The 23,615-nt window shown below is 39.8% G+C and carries 21 protein-coding genes and 1 tRNA gene; 5 read left to right on the top strand and 17 right to left on the bottom strand.

Annotated features, from left to right (window positions below):
• Window positions 1-137 precede the first annotated feature (137 nt).
• Together VER_RS02275 and VER_RS02270 are read right to left on the bottom strand one after the other, a co-directional pair.
• Complete coding sequence (locus VER_RS02275) at window positions 138-710, bottom strand: nitroreductase family protein (protein ID WP_162099273.1); 573 nt, start codon at window positions 708-710, stop codon at window positions 138-140.
• A 57-nt stretch (window positions 711-767) separates the two neighbouring features.
• The gene (locus VER_RS02270; protein ID WP_202922106.1) at window positions 768-1,439 is read right to left on the bottom strand and encodes a TerC family protein; all 672 of its coding nucleotides are present in this window, start codon (window positions 1,437-1,439) and stop codon (window positions 768-770) included.
• Between the two features lie 267 nt (window positions 1,440-1,706).
• Between VER_RS02270 and VER_RS02265 the strand changes: the two genes are divergently transcribed.
• A complete protein-coding gene (locus tag VER_RS02265; RefSeq protein WP_162099271.1) occupies window positions 1,707-3,056 on the top strand; it encodes an MATE family efflux transporter in 1,350 nt (449 codons plus the stop codon).
• A gap of 141 nt (window positions 3,057-3,197) precedes the next feature.
• On the opposite strand, the gene VER_RS02260 is transcribed toward VER_RS02265, so the two are convergent.
• Window positions 3,198-5,489, bottom strand: a complete 2,292-nt coding sequence (locus VER_RS02260) for a hydratase (protein ID WP_162099270.1) — start codon at window positions 5,487-5,489, stop codon at window positions 3,198-3,200.
• Between the two features lie 100 nt (window positions 5,490-5,589).
• Here VER_RS02260 and VER_RS02255 point away from each other — a divergent pair, with 100 nt between their 5' ends.
• Window positions 5,590-6,450 carry a LysR family transcriptional regulator gene (locus tag VER_RS02255; protein WP_162099269.1) on the top strand — a complete coding sequence of 287 codons (861 nt, stop codon included), beginning with the start codon at window positions 5,590-5,592 and terminating at the stop codon, window positions 6,448-6,450.
• Between the two features lie 236 nt (window positions 6,451-6,686).
• Here VER_RS02255 and VER_RS02250 read toward each other — a convergent pair whose 3' ends face one another.
• Both VER_RS02250 and VER_RS02245 read right to left on the bottom strand, forming a co-directional pair.
• Window positions 6,687-7,832: a 2-methylaconitate cis-trans isomerase PrpF family protein gene (locus VER_RS02250; protein WP_162099268.1), complete on the bottom strand. Its 1,146-nt coding sequence runs from the start codon at window positions 7,830-7,832 to the stop codon at window positions 6,687-6,689.
• 150 nt (window positions 7,833-7,982) lie between these two features.
• Window positions 7,983-8,624, bottom strand: coding sequence for a flavodoxin family protein (locus VER_RS02245; protein ID WP_162099267.1), 642 nt, complete (start codon window positions 8,622-8,624; stop codon window positions 7,983-7,985).
• A gap of 177 nt (window positions 8,625-8,801) precedes the next feature.
• Here VER_RS02245 and VER_RS02240 point away from each other — a divergent pair, with 177 nt between their 5' ends.
• Both VER_RS02240 and VER_RS02235 read left to right on the top strand, forming a co-directional pair.
• Window positions 8,802-9,200: a MerR family transcriptional regulator gene (locus VER_RS02240; RefSeq protein WP_202922105.1), complete on the top strand. Its 399-nt coding sequence runs from the start codon at window positions 8,802-8,804 to the stop codon at window positions 9,198-9,200.
• A gap of 268 nt (window positions 9,201-9,468) precedes the next feature.
• Window positions 9,469-9,552: transfer RNA gene (locus VER_RS02235), tRNA-Leu, on the top strand.
• 95 nt (window positions 9,553-9,647) lie between these two features.
• On the opposite strand, the gene surE is transcribed toward VER_RS02235, so the two are convergent.
• The 8 genes from surE to recG all read right to left on the bottom strand — a co-directional run bounded on the left by surE (window position 9,648) and on the right by recG (window position 17,918).
• Window positions 9,648-10,418, bottom strand: coding sequence for a 5'/3'-nucleotidase SurE (surE, locus tag VER_RS02230; protein ID WP_162099265.1), 771 nt, complete (start codon window positions 10,416-10,418; stop codon window positions 9,648-9,650).
• A 215-nt stretch (window positions 10,419-10,633) separates the two neighbouring features.
• Window positions 10,634-11,899: a glycosyltransferase family 2 protein gene (locus VER_RS02225; RefSeq protein ID WP_162099264.1), complete on the bottom strand. Its 1,266-nt coding sequence runs from the start codon at window positions 11,897-11,899 to the stop codon at window positions 10,634-10,636.
• Window positions 11,900-11,915: 16 nt separating this feature from the next.
• Window positions 11,916-12,587: a CDP-diacylglycerol--serine O-phosphatidyltransferase gene (pssA, locus tag VER_RS02220; protein ID WP_162099263.1), complete on the bottom strand. Its 672-nt coding sequence runs from the start codon at window positions 12,585-12,587 to the stop codon at window positions 11,916-11,918.
• A complete protein-coding gene (locus VER_RS02215) occupies window positions 12,580-13,224 on the bottom strand; it encodes a phosphatidylserine decarboxylase family protein (RefSeq protein ID WP_162099262.1) in 645 nt (214 codons plus the stop codon). Before VER_RS02215 ends, pssA begins: the two co-directional genes overlap by 8 nt.
• Before the next feature lie 14 nt (window positions 13,225-13,238).
• Window positions 13,239-13,964 carry a WecB/TagA/CpsF family glycosyltransferase gene (locus VER_RS02210; RefSeq protein ID WP_162099261.1) on the bottom strand — a complete coding sequence of 242 codons (726 nt, stop codon included), beginning with the start codon at window positions 13,962-13,964 and terminating at the stop codon, window positions 13,239-13,241.
• Window positions 13,965-13,983: 19 nt separating this feature from the next.
• Window positions 13,984-15,438: an IMP dehydrogenase gene (gene guaB / locus VER_RS02205; RefSeq protein ID WP_162099260.1), complete on the bottom strand. Its 1,455-nt coding sequence runs from the start codon at window positions 15,436-15,438 to the stop codon at window positions 13,984-13,986.
• Between the two features lie 101 nt (window positions 15,439-15,539).
• The gene (locus VER_RS02200; RefSeq protein WP_162099259.1) at window positions 15,540-15,725 is read right to left on the bottom strand and encodes a 4-oxalocrotonate tautomerase; all 186 of its coding nucleotides are present in this window, start codon (window positions 15,723-15,725) and stop codon (window positions 15,540-15,542) included.
• Between the two features lie 150 nt (window positions 15,726-15,875).
• Entirely contained in the window at window positions 15,876-17,918 is a 2,043-nt protein-coding gene (gene recG, locus VER_RS02195) for an ATP-dependent DNA helicase RecG (protein WP_162099258.1), read from the bottom strand.
• A gap of 188 nt (window positions 17,919-18,106) precedes the next feature.
• On the opposite strand from recG, the gene rpmB reads away from it, so the two are divergent.
• A complete protein-coding gene (rpmB, locus tag VER_RS02190; RefSeq protein ID WP_006556543.1) occupies window positions 18,107-18,295 on the top strand; it encodes a 50S ribosomal protein L28 in 189 nt (62 codons plus the stop codon).
• Window positions 18,296-18,410: 115 nt separating this feature from the next.
• Here rpmB and VER_RS02185 read toward each other — a convergent pair whose 3' ends face one another.
• The 4 genes from VER_RS02185 to ppsA form a co-directional block, all read right to left on the bottom strand.
• Entirely contained in the window at window positions 18,411-19,418 is a 1,008-nt protein-coding gene (locus VER_RS02185; RefSeq protein WP_162099257.1) for a deoxyguanosinetriphosphate triphosphohydrolase, read from the bottom strand.
• Between the two features lie 9 nt (window positions 19,419-19,427).
• Window positions 19,428-20,255: a pyruvate, water dikinase regulatory protein gene (locus tag VER_RS02180; RefSeq protein ID WP_162099256.1), complete on the bottom strand. Its 828-nt coding sequence runs from the start codon at window positions 20,253-20,255 to the stop codon at window positions 19,428-19,430.
• Window positions 20,256-20,390: 135 nt separating this feature from the next.
• A complete protein-coding gene (locus VER_RS02175; RefSeq protein ID WP_162099255.1) occupies window positions 20,391-21,020 on the bottom strand; it encodes a CBS domain-containing protein in 630 nt (209 codons plus the stop codon).
• A gap of 190 nt (window positions 21,021-21,210) precedes the next feature.
• A complete protein-coding gene (gene ppsA / locus VER_RS02170) occupies window positions 21,211-23,589 on the bottom strand; it encodes a phosphoenolpyruvate synthase (protein WP_162099254.1) in 2,379 nt (792 codons plus the stop codon).
• Window positions 23,590-23,615 lie beyond the last annotated feature (26 nt).

Here is a 23,615-nt window from a genome sequence, read left to right as displayed (position 1 = left end):
ACGTTTTGTCCTATAACCCAAAATATAGAACACAATATAAATAAAACCAATAAAAGGGCCTTAAGGCCCTTTTATTGGTTTTACGTTTCATAATATAGTAACCATAACTCAATTTATAGTATGATGGTACAAAACTATTATTTTTTAATAACAACACGTTGACTAATGTCTTCTTTGTCTTTAGCCTCAGGTTCTACCACAATACCACCAAATGGCATTTGTGCATCTAATACCCAAGTGCTCGGTAAATCAAACAACTTCTGTACGGCTTCATTGATTACTGGATTATAATGTTGTAACGAAGCGCCTACCCCTAATTCACGAAGGCCTTCCCAAATTGTAATTTGAAGCATACCTGCAGATTGTGCGCCCCAATGTGGAAAACGGTCAGCATACATAGGGAATTGACCTTGTAAGCCTTCAATAGTCGTTTGATCCACAAAGTATAAAATAGTGCCATAGCCAGCTTTGAAGCTATCGATTTTTTCACGGGCTACTTTGCCTTCAAACACATCATAAATGGTGTCCCATAACGCATCATGTTGTGCACCTAAGGCAACGACCACGCGGGAACTCTTCATGTTAAATGCGTCAGGTGTTAATTCCGTAGCTTTTTCTACAAAGGATACTACGTCCTCTGCTTTTACTGGTAATTCTTTATTAATATTGTAATAGGTACGACGTTTTTCTGCTACTTCTAGTGTTTTCATACAAAACCTCCTAAATCTTGGAAGAGGCCCTAAAAGAGCCTCTTTCTATACATTTACTTATTTTGTTTTATTAGCCGTTAACTTACGTTGCAACAACGCAGCCCCTACCACTAAAATAACGCAAGCAATTTTAAATGGTACTGTAATTGGATCAATATAATCAAAGACGTACTTGTCGGCGTGAATCATTTCGCCACCAATCCAACCTAAAATACCGCCACCAAAGAATAAAATGACAGGGTATTTGTCAATTAATTTCACAAATAAGGTACTACCCCAAATAATAATTGGCACAGTAATTAAGATACCCGCTAACACTAAGCCCATATGACCTTCTGCAGCGCCAACTACACCAATTACATTGTCGATACCCATAATCCCATCGGCAATAACGATAGTAATAATAGCATCCCGTAAATTACTCTTCGCTTCAATATTATGAGAAGATTCAGAATTAGACATTAATTTATAGCCAATCCAAAGTAATAAAATCCCACCTACTAAACGTAAGCCTGGAATATTATTAATGGCTTCTATAAATAAGAATGCCATCACCAAACGTAATGCAATAGCACCAAAAGTACCCCAGAAAATAGCTTGCTTACGATGTTTATCTTGTAAGTTTTTAGCAGCCATACCAATAACAATCGCATTATCGCCGGCTAATAAAATATCGATTACAATAATCTTAGCAATAGCCATCAAACCTGCAGCTGTAAACAGTTCCAAATTTAATACCCCCATTTAACATATAACTTTATCGCATATTATCAATCTAGCAAAATTATTATATCGAAAAAAACTAGTCTTGTCGATAGTTTTAATTAGATTCATTATAAATTTTATTAATTTCTACTAAATAGATTCTACTTTTCATTCTTTAGGGCCTATGTTACAATAAAACTATAATAATTAATGATGTAGTAATGTTTATAGATACTGTTCTCCGATGTTTATTGGAGATTTTTTTATTGCCTGTTACCACAAGGAGGCGCTATGCACCCAACCTTTAGACTTTTTGAAAAAATAAGGCTATTTATTCGCTTAGCCTTACCCATTATACTTACCCAGTTTTCCTTAATTGCTGGCTCTTTTGTATCTATTTTATTAACGGGCCAATATAGTACCGTAGACCTAGCTGGTATCTCCGTAGGCTACAATATTTGGGTCGCCTCTTTCTTTGGCGTAATGGGGATTTTATTAGGCATTTCGCCTATTATTGCACAATTATTAGGGGCTAATAAAAAAGAAACGATTCCTACCATTATCGGTCATGGACTATATTTAGCTATTGCCTTAGGGCTAATGCTAATCCTCTTAGGCGTCATCGCTTTGCAACCCATTTTAACATTAATTAATTTAGAACCCGCCACTAGAGCCATTACCAACCAATACATGGTAGCCATTGCCTTTGGCATGGTCCCACTCATGGGTAGCAGCGTTTTACGTAATACCGTAGATTGTCACGGCTACACCCATTACTCCATGTACATTATGATATCCAGTTTTGTACTAAACGTTATTTTAAACTACGGATTAATCCTAGGTCACTTTGGCCTCCCCGCCCTAGGCGGTCTAGGGGCCGGTATTGCTACCGCTATTTGTTCTTGGTATAACTTTTTAGCTTACTTTTTTATTTTACTCTATAATAAAGCGTTTAGGCCCTATCGCATCTTTCGCTGGTGGCCTAAGTTTCAACTACCTTATGTAATGGAACAGCTAAAACTGGGTATTCCTATTGGTATTGCTATTTTTTGTGAAATGAGCTTGTTTAGCGTGGTCGGTTTAATTATGGCCTACTATGGCACACAAATTATAGCCGCCCATCAAGCGGCTATTAGTTTTACTAATTTATTCTATTGTTTCCCCCTTAGCCTAAGTATCGCTTCTACCATTGCTGTCGGTTATGAAGTGGGAGCCAAACGATATAAGGACGCTAAACAATATGCCTATATTGCGCGCGGTATTGCCCTTATTATCGCTGGTCTTATATGCATGTATAGTTTTACCCATCTACTGCAAATTGCTAGCTTCTACACGAATGATCCTCATATGATTCAATTAATCAGTAGTTTCTTATCCTATGCTGTATTCTTCACGGTAATCGATGCATTTGGCACACCGCTCCAAGGTGTACTACGGGGTTATAAAGATGTGCGCATTATATCCCTTATTGCACTTATCTGTTATTGGGGCCTTAGCCTCCCTATTGCAGCCTTCTTCACCTTAGTCATGAATTATGGTCCCTATGGAATTTGGATGGGCCTTTTAGGGGGCGTTGCCTGTTCTGCGGTGGCCTATACGGGGCGAGTCTGGTTTATTCAATATAAGCGTTATCCTCAATAAATTAAGGACTGTAAGTAATGTCTGCTACTTACAGTCCTTTTTATTATCTACTAAATTTTAGTATCTACTAAATTTTATTACCTACTATTTTTTAGTATCTGTTAAATTTTACTATCTACTAACTAAAACGCTACATCCCTATTATTTGGCATCCGCATAATAATTAATTAAACAGCCCTTAGCAATAATCTCTTTTTCTTCCTCACTTAAATAGCCTAAATGTAAGTTAATTTCTTCTTTTTTACCTTCATTCACTACATATGCCTTGAAATCGTCCTGTTCACTCAATAAAATAGTGCGTACATTTGCCACATATACATAATCACCAACGGCTAATTTTTTAGCGTCTTCTTCGCTGGTTACAAAGGGTAACATGCCCCAGTTGATAACATTAGAGCGATAACGTTTCGTCGCATATTCAAGAGCAATATTAGCACCACCGCCAAGAACACGCTGACAAGAGGCAGCTTGTTCCCGAGCAGAGCCATCGCCTGGTTTATTAGCATATACTAAACTAGCTACGGCGGTAGTATTCGCTAACGTTTCCACGGTTTGCCCTAACTGTAAGGTATCATTAAGCAAGATATACGCGTCTTGCAAATCACTAGCTAACTCATTATCTTGACGACTCTTTTCCCAAGCGCGCACCGCTTTAGCCCGCCCTACATATTCTGGTACTTTACGACTCAGAGCAAATTCAGATAAGGCATATGGATCTGAACGGAAGGAGGACGTTTCACCAGAAGGGATTAATTCATCAGTAGTCGTTACAGGGTCATCAATATAAGCAGCCACTTTTAACAAAATATGTTCCGTCAATGGTTGGATCGTAGGCCAAGCCTTAATGGAAGGGCCATAAATAATATTGGCCTCTTTATTAGCTTCCCCAAAGCCTGCATACACTTTATGATCATACGGTTTACTATTAAAATGATAGGCTGGAATTTCATCTTCGTAATCCACTTCAGTGGCTGGTGTAAGAGCCCCTTCATAAATAGCCGTAGCCGCAATCGAACGAGCATCCATGAGGGCTACGGAAGAAATCTGACCATTACCTGGCTTGGAGCCTTCACGATTCGGGAAGTTACGAGTTGCATGACGAGCCGATAGGCCACCATTATTAGGCGTATCGCCAGCACCAAAGCAAGGCCCACAGAAAGCAGTCCGCACAATAGCACCCGCTTCCATTAAATCAGCTAATGCTCCATTGCGCATTAATTCTAAGTAAATAGGCTGACTAGATGGATACACACTAAAGGCAAACCGATCATGCCCTACGCCCTTACCACGCACAATATTAGCCGCGGCCATAACGTTTTCATATAAACCACCGGAACACCCTACAATGATGCCCTGATCAACGTGTAACTTACCATGAGCATATTTTTCAGGTAACAATAAGCGTAATTCTTTATTATCTAACTGCTCTACAGCCTTAGCTTCAATTTCGCGAAGTAAATCTTGACCACCTTCATTTAATTCTTTAATGGTATATACATTGCTTGGATGGAATGGCATAGCAATCATGCTTTCCACTTTATCTAATTCTACTTTTACAAGGCCATCATAATACGCTACCTCACCAGGTGTTAATGGGGTAAAATCACTGCCGCGACCATGAACGGTAAGAAATTCTTTAGTCACTGCATCCGTACACCAAATAGTAGATAAGCAGGTGGTTTCCGTCGTCATTACATCGATACCATTGCGGAAGTCCATAGACAAATGCTGAATACCAGGCCCTACAAATTCCATAACGGTATTTTTAACAAAACCATTTTTGAAAACCGCCTTTTCAATAGCTAAGGCTACGTCTTGTGGCCCAATACCATGACGAGGTTTACCTTCTAAATAGATGGCAATAACTTTTGGGCGCTGAATATCATAGGTGCGACCTAGTAGCTGTTTCACAAGTTCAGGACCACCTTCACCAATAGCCATCGTCCCTAATGCACCGTAGCGGGTATGACTATCTGACCCCAGTATCATTTTGCCACAGCCAGCTGCCATTTCACGCATATATTGATGAATAACAGCCAAATGAGGAGGTACATAAATCCCACCAAAACGCTTTACTGCCGATAAACCGAATACATGGTCATCTTCATTAATGGTGCCCCCTACAGCGGCTAAGCTATTATGACAATTAGTCAATACATAAGGTACTGGAAAGTGATCCAAACCAGAAGCAATAGCCGTCTGGATAATCCCTACATAGGTAATGTCATGAGAGGTAAGAGCATCAAATTTAATTTGTAGACTTTGGTCACCATCCCCTGTTTGATGAGCCATCAGGATTCGATAGGCCATCGTTTCCTTATACGCCTTAGTGGCATCAAAGACATTAGCATTCTCCTTAGCCTGCGCAGCTGTTGCAGGAATTATATGTTGACCATCTTGTAAAAATACGCCATCTGGAATTAATGTTACCATAACTGAATTACTCCTTTGCCTATTACCTATACACTTTGTACTTGTTTTCAATACGTAAGTCTCGTATACTTAAAATAAGAATTATTTATGGGAGGATGCCATGGATACCAAAGATTTCCTATTACTAAAAATCTTATATGAGGAAAAAAATATTACCTATACGGCTAAACGTCTTTTTATGACACAGCCTGCTTTGAGTGAACGCATTAAACGCTTAGAAAAAGAGTTTAACTGCTCCTTAATCATTCGCCAACCTCGCGGCATTGCCTTTACTTCAGAAGGTGAACAATTATATGCCTACACCCAACAAGCGGACCTAGCGTACCAAGCGATTAAAAAGCAATTGGTAGCAACGGGAACGGAAATTCGTGGTACCCTAAGACTTGGCTGTTCCAATGTATTTGCTAAATATCACATTCCTCATATTTTATCAGCCTTTTCACAAACCTATCCACATATTGATATTAATATGTATAGCGGCCTAAGCTATCGACTGTATCGCCGTTTCTTAGAAGGTGACTTAGATTTAACGATTGTCCGTGGCCCTCATGACTGGTCAGAACATCAATTACAACTGATGAATGAACCGTTCTGCTTATTTAATAAAACAGAATTAGATGTAAGTCAATTACCACACTATCCCTATATCCATTATCAAACGGATCCTAATTTACAGCAAACCTTGGATGACTGGTGGTATGCCAATTATCAGGCCCCGCCTAAAGTATCTATCGTTGTTGACGATATTGATACTTGTGTAAAACTAGTGCGCCAAGGTCTGGGCTTTACCTTATTAACAGAAAGTTGTGGCCAAGATGCACCAGAATTAATCACCTATCCCCTACATAATAAGGACGGCGAGCCTTTGCGCCGTAACACCACCTTATATTATCGTCATAACTATGAAGCCATGACGCCAGTAAAAGCCTTTGTCGATTTCGTGAAAACATGGCAATTATAAAATTCTTATTTCTATGTGACGAGCGTATCTATATTCTTTTTATAGATTTACTATATAACTTAAAAGCAATATATACAAATAATAATTAAACGAATTAGACATAGGTAAAATTTATGGGTATAAAAATTAAAAACCAGTCCCCACCAAAGGAGACTGGTTTTCTATTATCTAGTTATTACCTAGATATTGCCTAACGATTTAGCCATTATATATTAACGCTTAACTTTTATTTAGAACTATTTAACGTTCCGCACATAGGCCATTCCATCTAAAATAGGCCGTGCTGTGCGTGCTACACCAGCTTTGGCTAAATGCCAACTTTCCTCATTCTTTGTCAATACCACTTCAAACTGTAATTGACCACTAGGATGAGCTAATATAACTTGCTTAGTTACTTTAGCCCGTTCACTGACTACCTCATTTACAACAGTGCCTGGAATTAGCGCAGCCGTAGCTGTACAAATACCACCAGTAACAGCATATGCTTTATGCATAACTGCCAACGCTTTCGTACGACCTAGTAAATCTACTTGTTCAGCCTCTATGTATCGACCATCACTCGTTACATAGCTAGTCGGTGGCGCCACCATACAGACTTTAGGAACCGCCGAACTGGCGGTAGCTTTAGACTCAGCGAGCCCCATCATAACCGCCGCAGACGTACGAATATCTTCTAACACAGCAAGTAACGCACCGCCATCAGCTTCTGCTTCACTAGGCAATTCAGTTCCTTTATAGCCAATATCACTTGCTTTTACAAAAACCGCAGGATTCGCGGCATCTACTAAACTTACTTCAATTCGCTGTCCATCAGTTAGCGTTAAAGTATCTTTAACATGACCAGTCGGTAATAATCGTCCCGTTTTAGACCCGCCTGCTTCTAAAAAGAATAAAGTTATACGTGCCCCTGTGCCAGGCACGCCATCAATAGCAAAATCACCATCAATAACGGGAGCCCCCGCTTCTACCGGTACATGAGCTTCAATTATTTTATTGGTATTCGTATTGTAAATTCTCACAATGGTTATAGGCGCTACTGCTTCGACTAAACCACGCATGATTGCATATACGCCAACCCCTGCTGACATATTACCACAATTTCCCTCATAATCTACTTCAGCTTTTTCAATGCCTACATAACCAAAGGTATAGTCTACATCAGCCCCTTCATGTACCGAAGGACCCACAATAGCGACTTTACTCGTTAAGGGATCAGCACCACCAATACCGTCAATTTGTCGTTTGTCCGGTGTGCCATATAAGTTCATAATTAATTGATCCCGTACCATAGGATCTGATGGTAAGTCGCAGCTTCCGATATAAGCCCCTTTGCTAGTGCCACCACGCATATATAAAACAGGAATCGTCGTATACCCTTTCATTGTTATACCTCATTTCATATGACTGCGTTACCACCAATTGCTTTAGTAAGTACTATACAAAATTTTTATAAAAAAAGCCAGTGCTATTTTTTCATAACACTGACTTTTTATTATTTTTTTATTTTACTGCTTTTTTTATTTTACTGTTTTTTATTTTACTTGCTCAAATAAAGTCTTCTGTAAAATAGGCAATTCAATAGCATCGCGAGCGGCCCCCATATATTCCATACCATAACGCTTAGCTACCCGTGTCATCGTATATGGCAACTGTTCTCTTGTTTCAGCAGATGGATTCATCCCTTGCATTAAGAAATACAATTGTTTCCCTTCTAAATTAGGATCGGGGTATGGTAATTCATACATGCGATCAATCAAGGTTTTTAAACCGCCACTCATAGTGTGCCAATATACAGGCGTACCAATGACGATAATATCAGCCTGTTTCATCGCATCATAGACTATATTAAACTGATCATCAGGAAACTCTTGGCCGAGCTGATATACCTTATAATTATTTAAAAATAAAGTATCATGAGGTACATCGCCGAAGAAGGTGTCACCCATTTTAGCCGTATTCCCTTGCGGATCGCGACTCGTATTAATAAATAAACTCTTAGTTTTCATTTCAAATTTGTCTTGTTGATTAATGGTATTCGTTACTGTTGTTGCACGATTAGTCTCATTAGTCGAACTAGTAGCTGCACAACCAGTAGCTACTAACATAATCGCCCCTAAACTTAATACCAATAAACGCTGATAAAAACGTTTTCCCAACTGTTTGTTTACTTTCATATCTATCCCTCCTGCCTCAATTACAAGTCAAAGTAAAAGAATTATAATAAATACTAATTGGCAAACTCTTACCTTTTCCATATAATAATAGTATACACGGCGGTAGTGGCTACCGCACAAGACTTTATTTAAAACTTTATCCTTGCCATTGAGTTAATGTACCATAAGGGGGTTATTATGGCCGAACTATATACCATGAAACACGCTTGTGATTATTCAGGTCTAGCTTATGAAACGTTAAAATTCTACTGTAATCAAGGCCTAGTACCTAACATGAAACGCGATAAGAACAATCGTCGTATTTTCGATGAAAAAGATTTGCGCTGGATTAAAGATTTATCTTGTCTGAAACGTTGCAACATGAGCATTGAAGAAATGAAATATTATTTAGAATTATGTTTACAAGGCCCTAGTAGCATTACGGAACGCAAAAAAATGCTCGCTACTAAACGTAACGAGCTACTACAACAAATTGACGAGTTAAATACGTCCATCGAATATATCGATTGGAAACAAGAATTATATGATGATTTTCAGTCTGGTAAAAAACCATATATTAGTAATTTAGTGCCTTGAGAAAATCACTAATTACCTCACAACTTTATAGTAAAAATTCCATCCTTATCTTCATGAATAAATGCAGGATATGTAAATAACATATATATCCCTCCTTTTTATATCTTCTCAATTAAGCCTGTCCTTTTTTAAATAGCATTTAACAAGCCCTTAGGCACATCTTTATCCCTCATACTACGCCTCCCTACAACAATAATAATACGTATACATGTGTTATGCAACTTATTGACACTGTTAGCCAAAAGTACTACAATGAGGACATGTTTATGCGGTTGTGGTGGAATGGCAGACACGCTGTCTTCAGGCGGCAGTGCTTTCGGGCGTGCGGGTTCAACTCCCGCCAACCGCACCAAAAATGAAAAAATCAATTATTCTAATGCTTTTTAGCATATTATAAAAAGAGACCTGCGAATCCTTCACAGGTCTCTTTTTGGTTTTATAATTTATTTACTTTACTTTTACTTCCCCAAGAATATCGCGCATTTGGGCGGTTCCCGCTGCATCCTGCTGTTTCCAAGTTAAAGCAACAACGGTAATCTTACCTTCTTTAACTGAGGCTACATCGGTTGGTGTAGCTTCTGGCTCAAAGCCTAATTTACCACCAATCCAATAATACTTACGACCTTTCCGATCTTCGCGCGGATCAATAATATCATAATACTGTTGCAAACCTTGATCTAGAATTTCACAATTAGACCAACCTACTGGCCCTTCTTTGGCAAAATTCATATTTAAAAGGCCTCTATACTGCTGCTTTTCATATACTTCTTCAATAAACTCTCGAATAAATGGCATAATTTCCGCACTGCGCGTTGGGCTATAACGTTCAACAGATACTGCTAAGGCTGGTACATTGTAAAACATAGCTTCCATAGCCGCACTAACAGTGCCTGAATACAAGGCATCAGAGCCTAAATTGAAACCATTATTTACACCAGACACAACTAAGTCAGGCATATCATTTTTTAAGAAATGGGAAAGCGCAAACTTCATACAATCAGTAGGTGTTCCCGTAACTGCAAAACGTCTAGGATTGTCACTATCTTCGGAAAATCGACGTAAACGAACTGGCATTTGAATGGTAATGGCATGTGATTTAGCACTCTGCTCTACTTCAGGTGCAATAACCGTTACACGGTGATGCTTAGCTAATTCTGCTCCCAAATCCAATATACCTTTAGCCCATACGCCGTCATCATTTGTTAATAAAATGTGCATAGTCGTTTATAGATCCTTTCTTTTCACCATAAAACAGGCTATTCACTTCTTTTTATAATAGCCAGTATAACTACTTATAATATAGCTCTATTAAAAAGCCTATTATTAATTAATATTACATCTATTATTATATATTAAAAAAGTGCCTATTAATAGGCACTTTTTTATAACTCTCTAGGATTTATGCGTATAACGCATAAATTCTAATTTCAATTTTATTTTTTTATCTTTTGATCCGCATTGCCCATGCGTGTCAATTTTACTTCACCTAAGGAAACCCCACGAGTATGCTCTGTATGAGCCCATACTTTATCGTGACGATTTAGATAGCCTAAGAAAGTAACTGGCACCCAACTATACATAAACAATGGATATACCAAATAGTATAGCCAAACTTTAGGTGGTACTTTAATGCTAGCCAACACAATCAAAGGAAACAAATACTGGCCAATCCCAATAACAGTCCATACAGTAACAGGCAGTATCTGATAGATAATATTGGTATAAATAGGCACATACGCATTGATATATGTCATAATCAAATAGAATGTAGATACCAATAAGAAATAAGGCTGACTAATTTGAATAATACCATCTAAAATACGGAAATTACCCTGTTTGATACCTTCCACGAACAATTTAGGAATATACCGCTCACCACAGTCAAAATGACCTTGTGCCCACCGTTTACGTTGACGCCAAGATTGCATAAAGCCCAGTGGCTTTTCATCGTAAACAATGGCATCATGAGCCCAGGTTGTCTTAATACCGTGTATTAAGAGTTTCATGGAAAACTCCATATCCTCTGTTAAACAGTTACAGTCCCAACCGTAATTTTTAATGATATCCGTACGGATACACATTCCAGTGCCCCCAAGGGCCGTAGATAAACCTAAATTGTATTTTGCTAAGTGCCACATATGATTTACTTGCCAAAATGCAATGGCAAATGTACCTGCTACCCAAGTATCAGTCGGATTTTTAGCATTCAAATACCCTTGAATAACCGGTTCCCCTAATTCCAAATGATGGTTCATTTCCAATAAAAAATTAGGATGCACCAAATTATCAGCATCGAATATGACAAATGCATCGTAGTGACGGTCCATTTCATAGATGCGATTAAACATCCACCCCATAGCATAGCCTTTACCCACTTCTTCGTGGTTTTCACGTTCATACACACTAGCGCCAGCTTCACGAGCTATGGTCGCCGTTTGATCCGTACAATTATCAGCTACTACAAAAATATCATACAACTCTTTAGGATAATCTAAAATTTTAAGATTCTCCACTAATTGACCCACAACGGCCTCTTCATTATGAGCACATATGATGATGGCAAACGAGTTCTTAGGCGTATAATTCTTTTTTTCTTTCCTTCGCCACATTCCCGATACTGCTAATACAAAGTAATAAATCGTATAAAATACAATGATTACTTGTAAGGGAATCATGATAAGGTCAAGAATATAATCCATTTACGTCCTTCACCTCTCACCGTTTTACAATATTAATAATCGTATTACAAATGCCAAATACAGCATATAAAGCAAAAATAAGAACAGGCCAACTATGCCAATCAATCACTAGCGCAATAATACCAAGTACCACTACAATCGCTAGAGCTAAGGTATTAACTGGATCGGCCCCTTTACCTTTAAAATCTGGATGATGTACTCGACTTACCATCAAATAACCTACAATGACCATTAAAATCATCAAAAGCCATTCTGGTAAACGAATCCCCGATAATACATAGGTAGCGGCCATACAGCCAGCCGCTGGAATTGGTAAGCCTAAGAAATAACCATGTACTTCATCAGTCATAATATTGAAACGAGCCAAACGAAAAGCCCCCAATACAGAAAAGGCCAACAAAGGTACATAGCCTAACCAACCAGTATGGGTCAATTGATACATATATAACATATAAGCCGGTGCTACACCAAAGCCTACCACGTCTGCTAATGAATCTAATTCACGGCCCATAGGTCCAGATACACCTAACGCACGAGCCACACGACCATCACAGCCATCAGCTAATAACGATAATAATACACAAATTGCTGCCCATGTAAATTCACCGTTAGCCGCCATAGTAATGCCTACGACGCCAAAGGATAAATTAGCAGCCGTAAACAAATTAGGAAAAATTGATTTATCCATTTTTTTGCAGCCTCCCGATAATTGATTCCCCACCACGTACATAATCGCCTTTTTTGACACAAATATCCACTGATTTAGGCACAAAAATTTCAGTACAAGAGCCAAATTTAATCATTCCGTATAATTGGCCTTTTGCCAAAGTGTTCCCTAAATCTGTCCACGATATAATACGGCGGGCTAATAATCCTGCGATTTGTGTAACTAAAATTTCAATGCGACCATTGTCAATGCCAATGGAATGGCGTTCATTTTCATAGCCTACCGTTTTCTTATAGGCCGGTAAAAAGCCGCCACATGTATATTGTCGGAACGTAATTTTCCCTTCCATCGGTGCGCGGTTTACGTGCACATCAAAAACAGATAAGAAAATCGTTACCTTTTTACATTCTGTATTTAAAAATAAATCTTCATATACTTCACTTACTTCCATCACTTTACCATCTGCTGGTGAGACCAATACATCTGGATCCGTAGGAATCACGCGCTTAGGATTTCTAAAAAAGAACGTGAAAAAGCAAGCGAGTATAAAGGGTATAATCGCCACATAGGGAGATACAAAATATCCCGTTAAGATGGCTATCAGAAAGGTTACCCCTATGAAAGGATACCCATCTTTAACAATAAACCCTGTGGGCATCTCGCACCACCTCTCTATTTTTTTGCTTGTTTCACTGCCCACATAAATTTAGGCAGTGCCATCATGCGACCAAGACGTTGTGGTTGATTTAACAATCGATATAACCATTCTAATCGATTTCGTTGCATCCACTGAGGAGCTCGTTTTACCGTACCAGCCATAACATCAAAGGACCCACCTAAACCGATAGCTACTACACCATCTAAATGGGCTAACTTCTCCGTCATCCATTTTTCTTGCTTAGGCACACCTAACGCTACTAATACTAATTTAGCCTGCCCCGCTTCAATCGCTTGAATAATCCTTGTTTCCTCTTGGTCATCAAAAAAGCCGGAATGGATACCGACTACTTCTAATGGACCTACCTTAGCCTCCATATTTTTTACCGCTTGCTCAGCTACGCCAGGAGCGGCCCCTAAAAAATACACAGGCGTTTTATGTTGTGCTGCTTTCGCTAATAAAGCAGCCGCTAAATCACAACCAGCTACACGCTCTGGAATGTGCTGCCCCAATTGCTCGGCAGCCCATAATACACCGGCCCCATCAGGGACCGCTAAATCTGCTTGTTTTAAAATTTGGTGCAATTCTTTATCATGTCGGGCCCGCATAACCATTTCAGCGTTAACCGTGACTACAGTATGTAGCCCCGGCTCAGAATATAAATCCTGTACACGCTGAATTGCTTCATTCATGGTTATAACATCAACCGGCACATCAAGAATGCTCAATTGATTACGCAAAACAAATACACCTCAATAATCAGCCGCTATAGTTAGGCGCTTCCACCGTGATGCTTACATCATGTGGATGACTTTCTTTAAGCCCAGCAGCAGTAATTTGGATAAACTGAGTATCATTAATCATTTCTTGGATATTATGGCAACCACAATACCCCATACTTGCTCGTAAACCACCTACCATTTGGAAGATAGTATCAGCTAACATACCTTTGTAAGGTACACGACCTTCAATGCCTTCTGGAACAAGCTTTTTAGCTTCCGTCTGGAAGTAACGGTCTTTACTACCTAATTTCATAGCCCCTAAGCTACCCATGCCACGGTATACTTTGTAGCTACGGCCTTGATAAATAACCGTTTCTCCTGGGCTTTCATCAGTACCAGCTAAAATATTCCCCATCATAACAGCATTAGCGCCGGCAGCAATCGCTTTAGCAATGTCACCGGAGTATTTAATACCACCATCGGCAATGATTGGAATATTATAGCGATGACCTACGGCTGCACATTCATATACCGCTGTAATCTGAGGTACACCAATACCAGCGATAACACGGGTTGTACAAATGGAACCAGGCCCAATCCCTACTTTAACAGCATCAGCACCAGCTTCAATTAAAGCTTCTGTACCAGCGGCTGTGGCTACGTTACCAGCAATAACGGGAATATGTGGATTAGCCGCTTTTAATTCTTTAAGCGTGCGCAATACACCTGCCGAATGGCCGTGAGCCGTATCAACGATAATAACGTCAACCTTAGCAGCTACTAAAGCATCCATACGATCATATAAGTCTTTGCTTACCCCTACAGCTGCACCAACAATCAAGCGACCGCTAGCATCTTTAGCTGAATTAGGATATTTAGTTGCTTTTTCAATATCTTTAATGGTAATTAACCCTTTTAAGATACCTGCTTCGTCTACTAATGGTAATTTTTCAATACGATGTTTGCGTAAGATGGCCTTTGCTTCTTCTAAGGATGTACCTACGGGAGCCGTTACAAGATTTTCTTTTGTCATAACTTCGCCAATAGGACGATTTAATTCATTTTCAAAACGCATATCACGGTTGGTAATAATACCAACTAATTTGCCGTTTTCTGTAATAGGTACCCCAGAAATAGCGTACTTACGCATCAATTCTTCAGCATCAGACAATAAGTTCTGTGGACTTAAATAAATTGGATCAACGATGATACCATGTTCGGAACGTTTTACTTTATCCACCTCATGAGCCTGTTCTTCGATGGACATATTTTTGTGAATAACGCCCATACCACCTTCACGAGCCATAGCAATCGCCATCCGGGACTCCGTAACCGTATCCATACCGGAACTAATCATTGGAATATTGAGCTTAATATCACGAGTTAGGTTCGTAGTTAAATCTACTTGATTAGGCAACACATCTGATGCTGCTGGCACCAACAAAACGTCATCAAATGTTAACCCACGTAACCCAAACTTATCTTCTCTCATGGTAACTTCCTTTCTCCTTAATTTCTTACTCGATTCATTCTACTTAGCTAAGTTAAACTCTCTTGACCTGCTTACGTCAGTAAATCAAACAGGTAATGGCTCTATTTTTCAGAGCGCATTACGCCACCTTCCATGTAGTTGTCTTTTTTCATATCTACGAAAACAACCTTAACTGCATCAGCTGGCACTTTAACGATATCCACTGCTGCTTTAGTAATAGCTTCGCCTAATTGTTTCTTCTGTTCAAAGGTACGACCTTCAACAAGCTCCACATGAATAATTGGCATTCTTTTCAACCTCCATCATCGAAAAACGTGTATGTCTATGTTAGATAATATAATTTATCTATTTAGACTTCTCTATCATATTATTTTACTACATAAGGCCTATTCTGTACATGCTAAAATACAGTATTTTCTGAAATTACTAGAACATTTTTAGCTGTAAATAATTCGCTGGAAACTTTCACCAAAACGACGCATTAATTCCGGCTTCATTTGAGCTACACCAACTTCAAAACCAACTTGTGAGAGCCAACGTTTCGCATCTTGCCGAGCAGCTACTAATAAATCAATATCTTTCAAAATATTAGCTAATCGTAAATCAGGTAAACCAGATTGTGCTAACCCAAACAATTGGCCTGAGCCACGCAGTAATAAATCTTGTTCAGCCACAACAAAACCATCCTGCGTTTCTGTCATGACCTGCAAACGTTGCCAGCTTTCCTCGCTTCGGCTATCGCTAATGAGTACACAATAGGACTGCGTACTGCCACGACCAACACGGCCCCGCAACTGATGAAGCTGCGATAAACCAAATCGTTCCGCCCCTTCTACACACATAATTGTCGCATTCGGTACGTTAACGCCTACTTCAATAACCGTCGTCGATACTAATAATTTAATACGTCCTTTGTAAAAATCATCCATTACGGCTTCTTTATCAGCCGCACTCATACGACCATGCACAAGACCAACACCAAATTGGCGATTATAACGCTCGGCCAATTCTTCATATAGCTGTTCCGCCGCCACTAAATCAAGTTTTTCAGACTCCTCAACTAAAGGACATACCACATATACTTGATGGCCTGCGGCCATTTCTTTTTCAAAAAAAGCGTATAGTCGTTCTTTATAGGAAGAATCCACCGCATATGTAAGCACAGGCTTACGGCCTGGTGGCATTTCTTTAATCAAGCTCACTTCCAAATCACCATAAATGGACAACGTCATAGTCCGTGGAATGGGGGTCGCCGTCATAACTAGCATATGTGGATGCACCCCTTTACGCTGTAAGGTAGCTCGTTGTTCCACGCCAAAGCGATGTTGTTCATCAACAATCACTAGGGCTAACTTTTTAAATTGTACCGCCTCTTGAATCAGTGCATGAGTACCAATAACTATATCGATGGTACCTGTCGCTAAGCCTTCATAAATAGCTTGTCGTTCCGCATTTTTGGTAGAGCCTGTCAATAAAGCCATCCGTATATCTTCTGGTTTCATAAGCTCTTGTAAACTCTCATAATGTTGTTGTGCCAAAATTTCCGTAGGTGCCATCAAAGCGCCTTGATAGCCATTTTCTACTACTTTTAACAACGCTAACGCTCCCACTACTGTTTTACCAGAGCCTACATCCCCTTGTAACAATCGACGCATAGGTCGCTCTGCTTCCATATCATTCGCAATATCTTGAAACGCTCGATTTTGATCACCAGTGAGCTTAAATGGTAATTGTTCTAAAAAGCCGGCTACTAAAGGACCTGATGGTTGCATTTTAATTCCTTGTTCGTCTTGTTCACGAGCTCGCAGTAGTAATAGGCCTGCTTGCATAATAAACAATTCTTCATAGGCCAATTGTTTACGTGCCAATTCATAACGCTCTACCGTAAGCGGACTATGCATTTCTTTGAATGCTTCATACCGGGACATAAAGCTATGCTCTTGACTCACCGCTAAGGGCAATAATTCTGGCAAAGAATCATGCGCCGCAAACCAATTAGCAATCGCTTGACGCACTACAAATTGACTCACACCCTCTACAAGGGGATATACTGGTACTATACCAGCCTCAGCCACTTGCCCTTCTCGTAAATTTTCAATATGGGGGGTATTCATTTGCAACGAGCCATAAGCAAATTCCACCTTGCCATACACGTGTAGCCGTTGTCCTACTTTATAAAAATTCTTCTTATATCCTTGATTAAATAAAACAACTTTTAAACGACCTGTAGCATCACCAATGGTAATTTCTAAAATAGATAGCCCCCGCCGTGGTTTCTTTTCTTGTATGTGTAACACAGTGCCTTCCGTGGCTCCCACCGCACCTTGTTTTAAAGCGCCTATACAATAGGTAGCACTTCGATCTTCATAAGTTCGGGGAAAATAGGTCAATAACGAAGACACGTCAGTAATACCTAATTTATTAAGTTGTTTCACACGGCTAGGTCCAACACCTTTTATGGTTAACAACGATTCTTCCATGAACTTCGTCAGCCCTCCTCATCTACTCTTCAAATCCTTCAAATCTATGATATAATAATACTGTTAAGAAAGATAGTACGGCAATTTATACGATTCGTCAACGAATTAAATTATGTACTTGCTTTATTCTGTCCCCTTGTGATAGAATACATATGTTATGTTGTAAATTATGCTTGGAGGTGGAAATTATGGCAAACCTTTGCGAAGTATGTGGCAAAACCACCGCTAGCGGTATGAACGTGAGTCACTCTCACATCCGCACGAAAAGGACCTGGAAGCCAAACATCCAGAGAGTACGAGCAATTGTAGACGGCGAAACCAAAAAGGTAAATGTATGCACTCGCTGCCTTCGTTCCGATAAAATTACACGCGCGTAAAAAATAAGAAGGTACATGTACTCTAAAAAAACTGCTATGACAATGTCATAGCAGTTTTTTTATTAGCTAATTAGCATCGCCCACTCATTAAAGCTCACATCCTAATGCTAACCATTTAATTTGCAGGATCCCAAATTCTTGGAATATATATTTCTTTAAATAATTTTATAGCATACTGGTCCGTAAGCCCAGCTACATAATCAACAATATCCGTAAGAGTAATTAACCGATTCGCCTCGCCACCCTGCCGTTCCACTTCATGGCGCAACAGCTCAGGATTCTCTAAATAATGTAAAAATAAGTATTTAACTACATGTGCGGCTCGATTCCGATCAGGAATTAACGTGGGCGCTTTATACACCGCCGTAAACATAAACCGTCTAAACTCATTCATCACATTAGTTACTTCGTCGGACATAAAAATTTCCCTTTTGTCCATCGATTCACGAACCATATCCATAACCATTGTGGTAATCATCTGTGAAGGTGTTGTGCCCAGCACTTCACGGACAGAACCTGGCAGATCTTCAATGGCGAGCATGCCTGCCCGTTGCGCATCGTCAAAATCATGACAAAGATAGGCAATGCGGTCAGCTAAGCGAATAATTTGCCCTTCCATAGTTACCGGCTTATGAGTCCCTGTATGACCTAGAATACCATCACGTACTTCCTGAGTCAAATTAAGACCTTGCCCATTCTTTTCTAATACTTCTAAGGTACGCAGACTTTGTTCGTTATGGTTAAAATGCCCCACTAAATCACGTAGTGCATATTCCCCTACATGACCAAAAGGCGTATGTCCCACATCATGGCCCATGGCAATGGCTTCCACTAAATCCTCATTAAGGCGCAAAGCACGTGCCACGGTACGGCCAATTTGCCCCACTTCTAACGTATGTGTCATCCGCGTCCGATAATGATCACCTGGTGCAATATAGACCTGTGTTTTATGTTTCAAACGACGAAAACATTTGCTGTGAATAATGCGGTCACGATCTCGTTGAAAAGCCGTCCGCAAAGGATCTGGCGCTTCGTCCCGATCCCGTTTAGCCGTTCGACTTTTCGTTGCCTGTGGCGATAATATCAAATCTTCTCTCGCTTCAATTTCTTCTCGGATAGTCATATGAGCCTCCTAGCGCCCTTGCTCCTGCTGTTTATTGCGCTCAATGATTTGCATAACAAAGGAAGCGGTTTCTTCAATAGATTTGTTTGATACATCCAAAACAGGACAATGTACACGGCGCATAACCGCTTTCGCATAGGCTAATTCTTCTTCAATCCGTGCGATGGTTGCATAATTGGCTTCCCCATCAAGCCCCATCGTCCGCAAACGTTCACTGCGAATATTATTTAATTTATAAGGATCAATAATAAGACCCACCACTTTCTTCGGTGGAATCTTAAATAATTCTTCTGGCAATGGCACTTCAGGCACTAACGGTAAGTTAGCGGCCTTTATTTTTTTATACGCTAAAAACATGGATAATGGTGTTTTACTTGTTCTTGAAACACCGATAATCACAATATCAGCCTTTTCAAAGCCCGATGGATTCTTGCCATCATCATACTTAACAGCAAACTCAATAGCTTCTACCTTTTTAAAATACTCTTGGTCCAACTTATGAATCATGCCAGCTGTTAGACGAGGTCGTGTATCAGCCACGCTCCCCACTGCATCTAGTACAGGGCCCATAATATCAACAGCCTTAACCCCTTGCTTCTGTGCTTCATTGTGCAAATACTGACGCAAAGTTGGCGATACAATGGTATGACAAATCACATGCTTGCCTTGTGCTGCTTCGCGTACTACATCATCAATTTGCGCTTCCTGACTAATGTAAGGAATGCGAATAATATCTATATTTTCTTTATCAAACTGACTCGCCGTAGCGCGCGCCACGGACTCAGCCGTTTCACCTAAGGAGTCTGAAATTGCAAAAATAATTTTATTTTCTTCCATGCCACACCTCAATTATGACGATTTATCTAATATACATTTATTATACAATGCTTTGTTGCCATTATGCACGTAAAAAATAAGTAATCTAAATCACGCCATTATTTTATGCATTATTTTACACACTATTCCACATTACTATTTTACGCCACAATCTAAAAATAATTTAGTCACCGTTGTTTTAGAAATGCGCCCCAACACTTTATAACGACGCCGGCTATTTGCTGTATCCAGTTCCACTACTGGCAAACAATCTACTTCATAATCAATCATGCGTTGCGCCGCTTCTACCACACTATCCTCTACATGACAAGAAATCATTTTACTAACCGGTGTCATAATCATAGAAATAGGCATTGTTTTAGGGTCGTTCTGACCAATAGCAGCCCGCAATAAGTCCTTCCGTGAAACGAGGCCCAACAAATATCCATCATCGCAGATTAACACAGTCCCTACATCTTCTGTAAACATAGTAACTATAGTGTCATATAAATTGGTATCCGCCGTAACAGCCACTGCTTGCGCCATAACTTGCCCTACTGTAAATTGACGAATCTCATTAGCCACGGGGCTCACACCCTGTTGCCCTATATAATAATAACCCACTTTAGGACGTGCATCCAATAGGCCCATCATAGTTAGAACCGTTAAATCGGAACGCAAAGCAGACCGCGTTAAAGCTAATTTTGCAGCAATAGCTTTACCCGTAATAGGGCCTTCCTCTTTTACAATATGGACGATTTTATCTTGTCGTTCCGTCAATTGCAAACTCTTCCCCTCCCTTCATATGCTATATAGCCAAACTACTCATTACTGGATTTATATACGTATCTATACATCGTGTCTATATACGTATCTATATACCGTATCTAAATATGTATCTATATGCCGTATCTATATACCGTGTCTATAAAAAACAGGAGGCTCTGCAGCCTCCTGTCCGTTTCACCTAGTATTATTACCACTCTAATTCATTACCAAGAGTGCGGCCGCGACCAGTCACAGCGTCAAGCATAATACGTTGTTCTAACTGAGCCACCATTTTTTTCGTAGCTTTTACAGCATCTGGATTTACAGAAATGGAATCAATACCACTGCGTACTAAGAACTCACAGAAATCAGGATATACGCTTGGTGCTTGACCACAAATGGATACTGTTTTACCATCGCGATGAGCTACTTCGATTAAATGATGAATAGCACGACGAATTGCCAAGTTACGTTCATCATAAATATGTTGTACCGTTTCATTATCGCGGTCACAACCAAGAATTAACATGGTTAAGTCATTAGAACCAATGGAATAGCCATCTACATATTGGTTAAATTGATCCGCTAAGATAATGTTCGCTGGAATTTCAGCCATAAGCCAAATTTTGAAATCAGCACTGCGAGCTAAGCCATTTTCAGCCATTACACGAGTTACTTCCGCTGCTTCTTGTACTGTACGGCAGAATGGAATCATAACTTGTAAGTTTTTGAAACCATATTCTTCACGCACTTTGCGAATAGCTGCTAATTCCAATTGGAAAGCAGGTGCATATTTAGGATCATAGTAACGCGAAGCCCCACGCCAACCAAGTAAAGCACTGGATTCATGTGGTTCATGTTTGTCACCACCATTTAAGTCGCGATATTCGCTAGACTTGAAATCACTTAAACGAAGCACTACTTGACGAGGTGCTAAGGCCTGACAAACTTTGCGCATACCTTCAGCTAATGTATCAATAGCAAATTGGCTACGACCCGTTTCAATTAAATGTAGTGGATGTTCATGGATAAACGTAGTCCAAATGAACTCTTCACGCATTAAACCGATACCATCACATGGCAATACACCATATTTTTCAGCTAAATCAGGATCACCAAGGTTCATATATACTTTAGTGCCTGTTACTGGAATATATTCACTCACTACTTGTGCGGTAGCTTCTTCTTTAGGTTTGACCGCATCTTCTAAAATACCGTCATACACGATACCATTCGTCGCATCCACTGTAATCATCTGACCATCAGTAATACGTTTAGTCCCTTCTTCACTGCGACTCTTAGTCCCTACGATACAAGGAATACCAAGTTCGCGACTAACGATAGACGCATGACAAGTCATACCACCAGCATCAGTGACAATGGCTTTAGCTTTTTTCATAGCAGGCACCCAGTCTGGCGCAGTCATAGTTGTAACAAGGATTTCGCCTTCTTTGAAACTATCAATATCGGCTGGATCTAAAATGACATGCGCTTTACCTGCTGCTTTACCTGGGCTAGCTGGTAAGCCTTTAACCACGATTTCACGAGAAGTAGTAGTCTGTACCGCTGCTTCTGCTGGTTTGTCCTCTTTATTTTTGCGAGACCAAACGGTTTCAGGACGCGCTTGTAAAATCCAAATCTTATTATCTCGTTCGTCAACGCCCCATTCCATATCCATATAACAACCATAATGTTTTTCAATAGCTTTGGCATAGGAGGCTAATTCAAGCACTTGTTCATCAGTAATAACTTGTGCTTTAGCTTTATCTTCTGGAATTACGATTTCTGCGCAATCACCATCAGGATTACGAACGAGCGCAATATTTTTGTCGTTAATCATACGACTTACGATTTTCATATCTTTTTTGCTAACTGTGAAGTTATCTGGTGTAACTGTACCTTGTACAACATATTCACCAAGGCCCCAAGAGCCTTCAATTAAGATGCTTTCATCGTTACCAGTTACTAAATCAACAGTAAACATAACACCGGCTGCTTTGGAGAATACCATCATTTGAATAGCAGCACTCAAGGCAACTGTCATATGGTCAAACCCTTGTTTTACACGATAGTATGTGGCACGATCTGTAAACGTAGATGCGTAACATTCTTTTACTTTTTGAATGATTACATCAGCGCCACGCACGTTTAAATAGGTATCTTGTTGACCTGCAAAACTAGCATCTGGTAAATCTTCCGCCGTTGCACTGGAACGAACGGCTACGAAAGGATTTTCTTCCTTTACTTTCTGCCCTAATTCAGCATATGCTTTTTCAATAGCATCAGCTAATTCTTGAGGCATTTCAGCATCGCAAATCAATTTGCGGATATTAGCACAAATTTCACGTAATAAAGCAGAGTTTTCTACATCGTCTAATTTATCAAGTTCTGCTTTAATTTTGTTTTCTAACCCAGTTTGTTCCATAAAGAACCGATAGCCATGAGCAGTTGTAGCAAAGCCGTATGGTACAGGTACATTTGTGGAGGACGTCATTTCCCCTAACGAAGAAGATTTACCGCCAACTAAGGCAACATCTTCACGCTTCAATTCATCAAACCAAAGTACATATGCATTTTCACGATTCATTATATGAAACCTCCTGAAGAAAAGAA

Origin of the sequence: Veillonella sp. R32 (assembly GCF_010093125.1) — a bacterium.
Taxonomy (GTDB): Bacteria; Bacillota; Negativicutes; order Veillonellales; family Veillonellaceae; genus Veillonella_A.
The sequence above is the reverse complement of the archived record's forward strand: the minus strand, read 5'-3'. Positions and strand labels throughout refer to the sequence as shown.

What these genes read in the sequence shown, in the direction of transcription:
- VER_RS02245 (WP_162099267.1), bottom strand. Translation starts at nt 8,624, where the DNA reads ATGAAAGTAAACAAACAGTTGGGAAAACGTTTTTATCAGCGTTTATTG.
- surE (WP_162099265.1), bottom strand. Translation starts at nt 10,418, where the DNA reads ATGCACATTTTATTAACAAATGATGACGGCGTATGGGCTAAAGGTATA.
- guaB (WP_162099260.1), bottom strand. Translation starts at nt 15,438, where the DNA reads ATGAGAGAAGATAAGTTTGGGTTACGTGGGTTAACATTTGATGACGTT.
- ppsA (WP_162099254.1), bottom strand. Translation starts at nt 23,589, where the DNA reads ATGAATCGTGAAAATGCATATGTACTTTGGTTTGATGAATTGAAGCGT.
- VER_RS02215 (WP_162099262.1), bottom strand. Translation starts at nt 13,224, where the DNA reads ATGCCCACAGGGTTTATTGTTAAAGATGGGTATCCTTTCATAGGGGTA.
- VER_RS02255 (WP_162099269.1), top strand. Translation starts at nt 5,590, where the DNA reads ATGGATACCAAAGATTTCCTATTACTAAAAATCTTATATGAGGAAAAA.
- VER_RS02260 (WP_162099270.1), bottom strand. Translation starts at nt 5,489, where the DNA reads ATGGTAACATTAATTCCAGATGGCGTATTTTTACAAGATGGTCAACAT.
- pssA (WP_162099263.1), bottom strand. Translation starts at nt 12,587, where the DNA reads ATGGATAAATCAATTTTTCCTAATTTGTTTACGGCTGCTAATTTATCC.
- VER_RS02185 (WP_162099257.1), bottom strand. Translation starts at nt 19,418, where the DNA reads ATGACTATCCGAGAAGAAATTGAAGCGAGAGAAGATTTGATATTATCG.
- VER_RS02275 (WP_162099273.1), bottom strand. Translation starts at nt 710, where the DNA reads ATGAAAACACTAGAAGTAGCAGAAAAACGTCGTACCTATTACAATATT.
- VER_RS02265 (WP_162099271.1), top strand. Translation starts at nt 1,707, where the DNA reads ATGCACCCAACCTTTAGACTTTTTGAAAAAATAAGGCTATTTATTCGC.
- VER_RS02250 (WP_162099268.1), bottom strand. Translation starts at nt 7,832, where the DNA reads ATGAAAGGGTATACGACGATTCCTGTTTTATATATGCGTGGTGGCACT.
- VER_RS02225 (WP_162099264.1), bottom strand. Translation starts at nt 11,899, where the DNA reads ATGGATTATATTCTTGACCTTATCATGATTCCCTTACAAGTAATCATT.
- VER_RS02200 (WP_162099259.1), bottom strand. Translation starts at nt 15,725, where the DNA reads ATGCCAATTATTCATGTGGAGCTTGTTGAAGGTCGTACCTTTGAACAG.
- recG (WP_162099258.1), bottom strand. Translation starts at nt 17,918, where the DNA reads ATGGAAGAATCGTTGTTAACCATAAAAGGTGTTGGACCTAGCCGTGTG.
- VER_RS02180 (WP_162099256.1), bottom strand. Translation starts at nt 20,255, where the DNA reads ATGGAAGAAAATAAAATTATTTTTGCAATTTCAGACTCCTTAGGTGAA.
- rpmB (WP_006556543.1), top strand. Translation starts at nt 18,107, where the DNA reads ATGGCAAACCTTTGCGAAGTATGTGGCAAAACCACCGCTAGCGGTATG.
- VER_RS02240 (WP_202922105.1), top strand. Translation starts at nt 8,802, where the DNA reads ATGGCCGAACTATATACCATGAAACACGCTTGTGATTATTCAGGTCTA.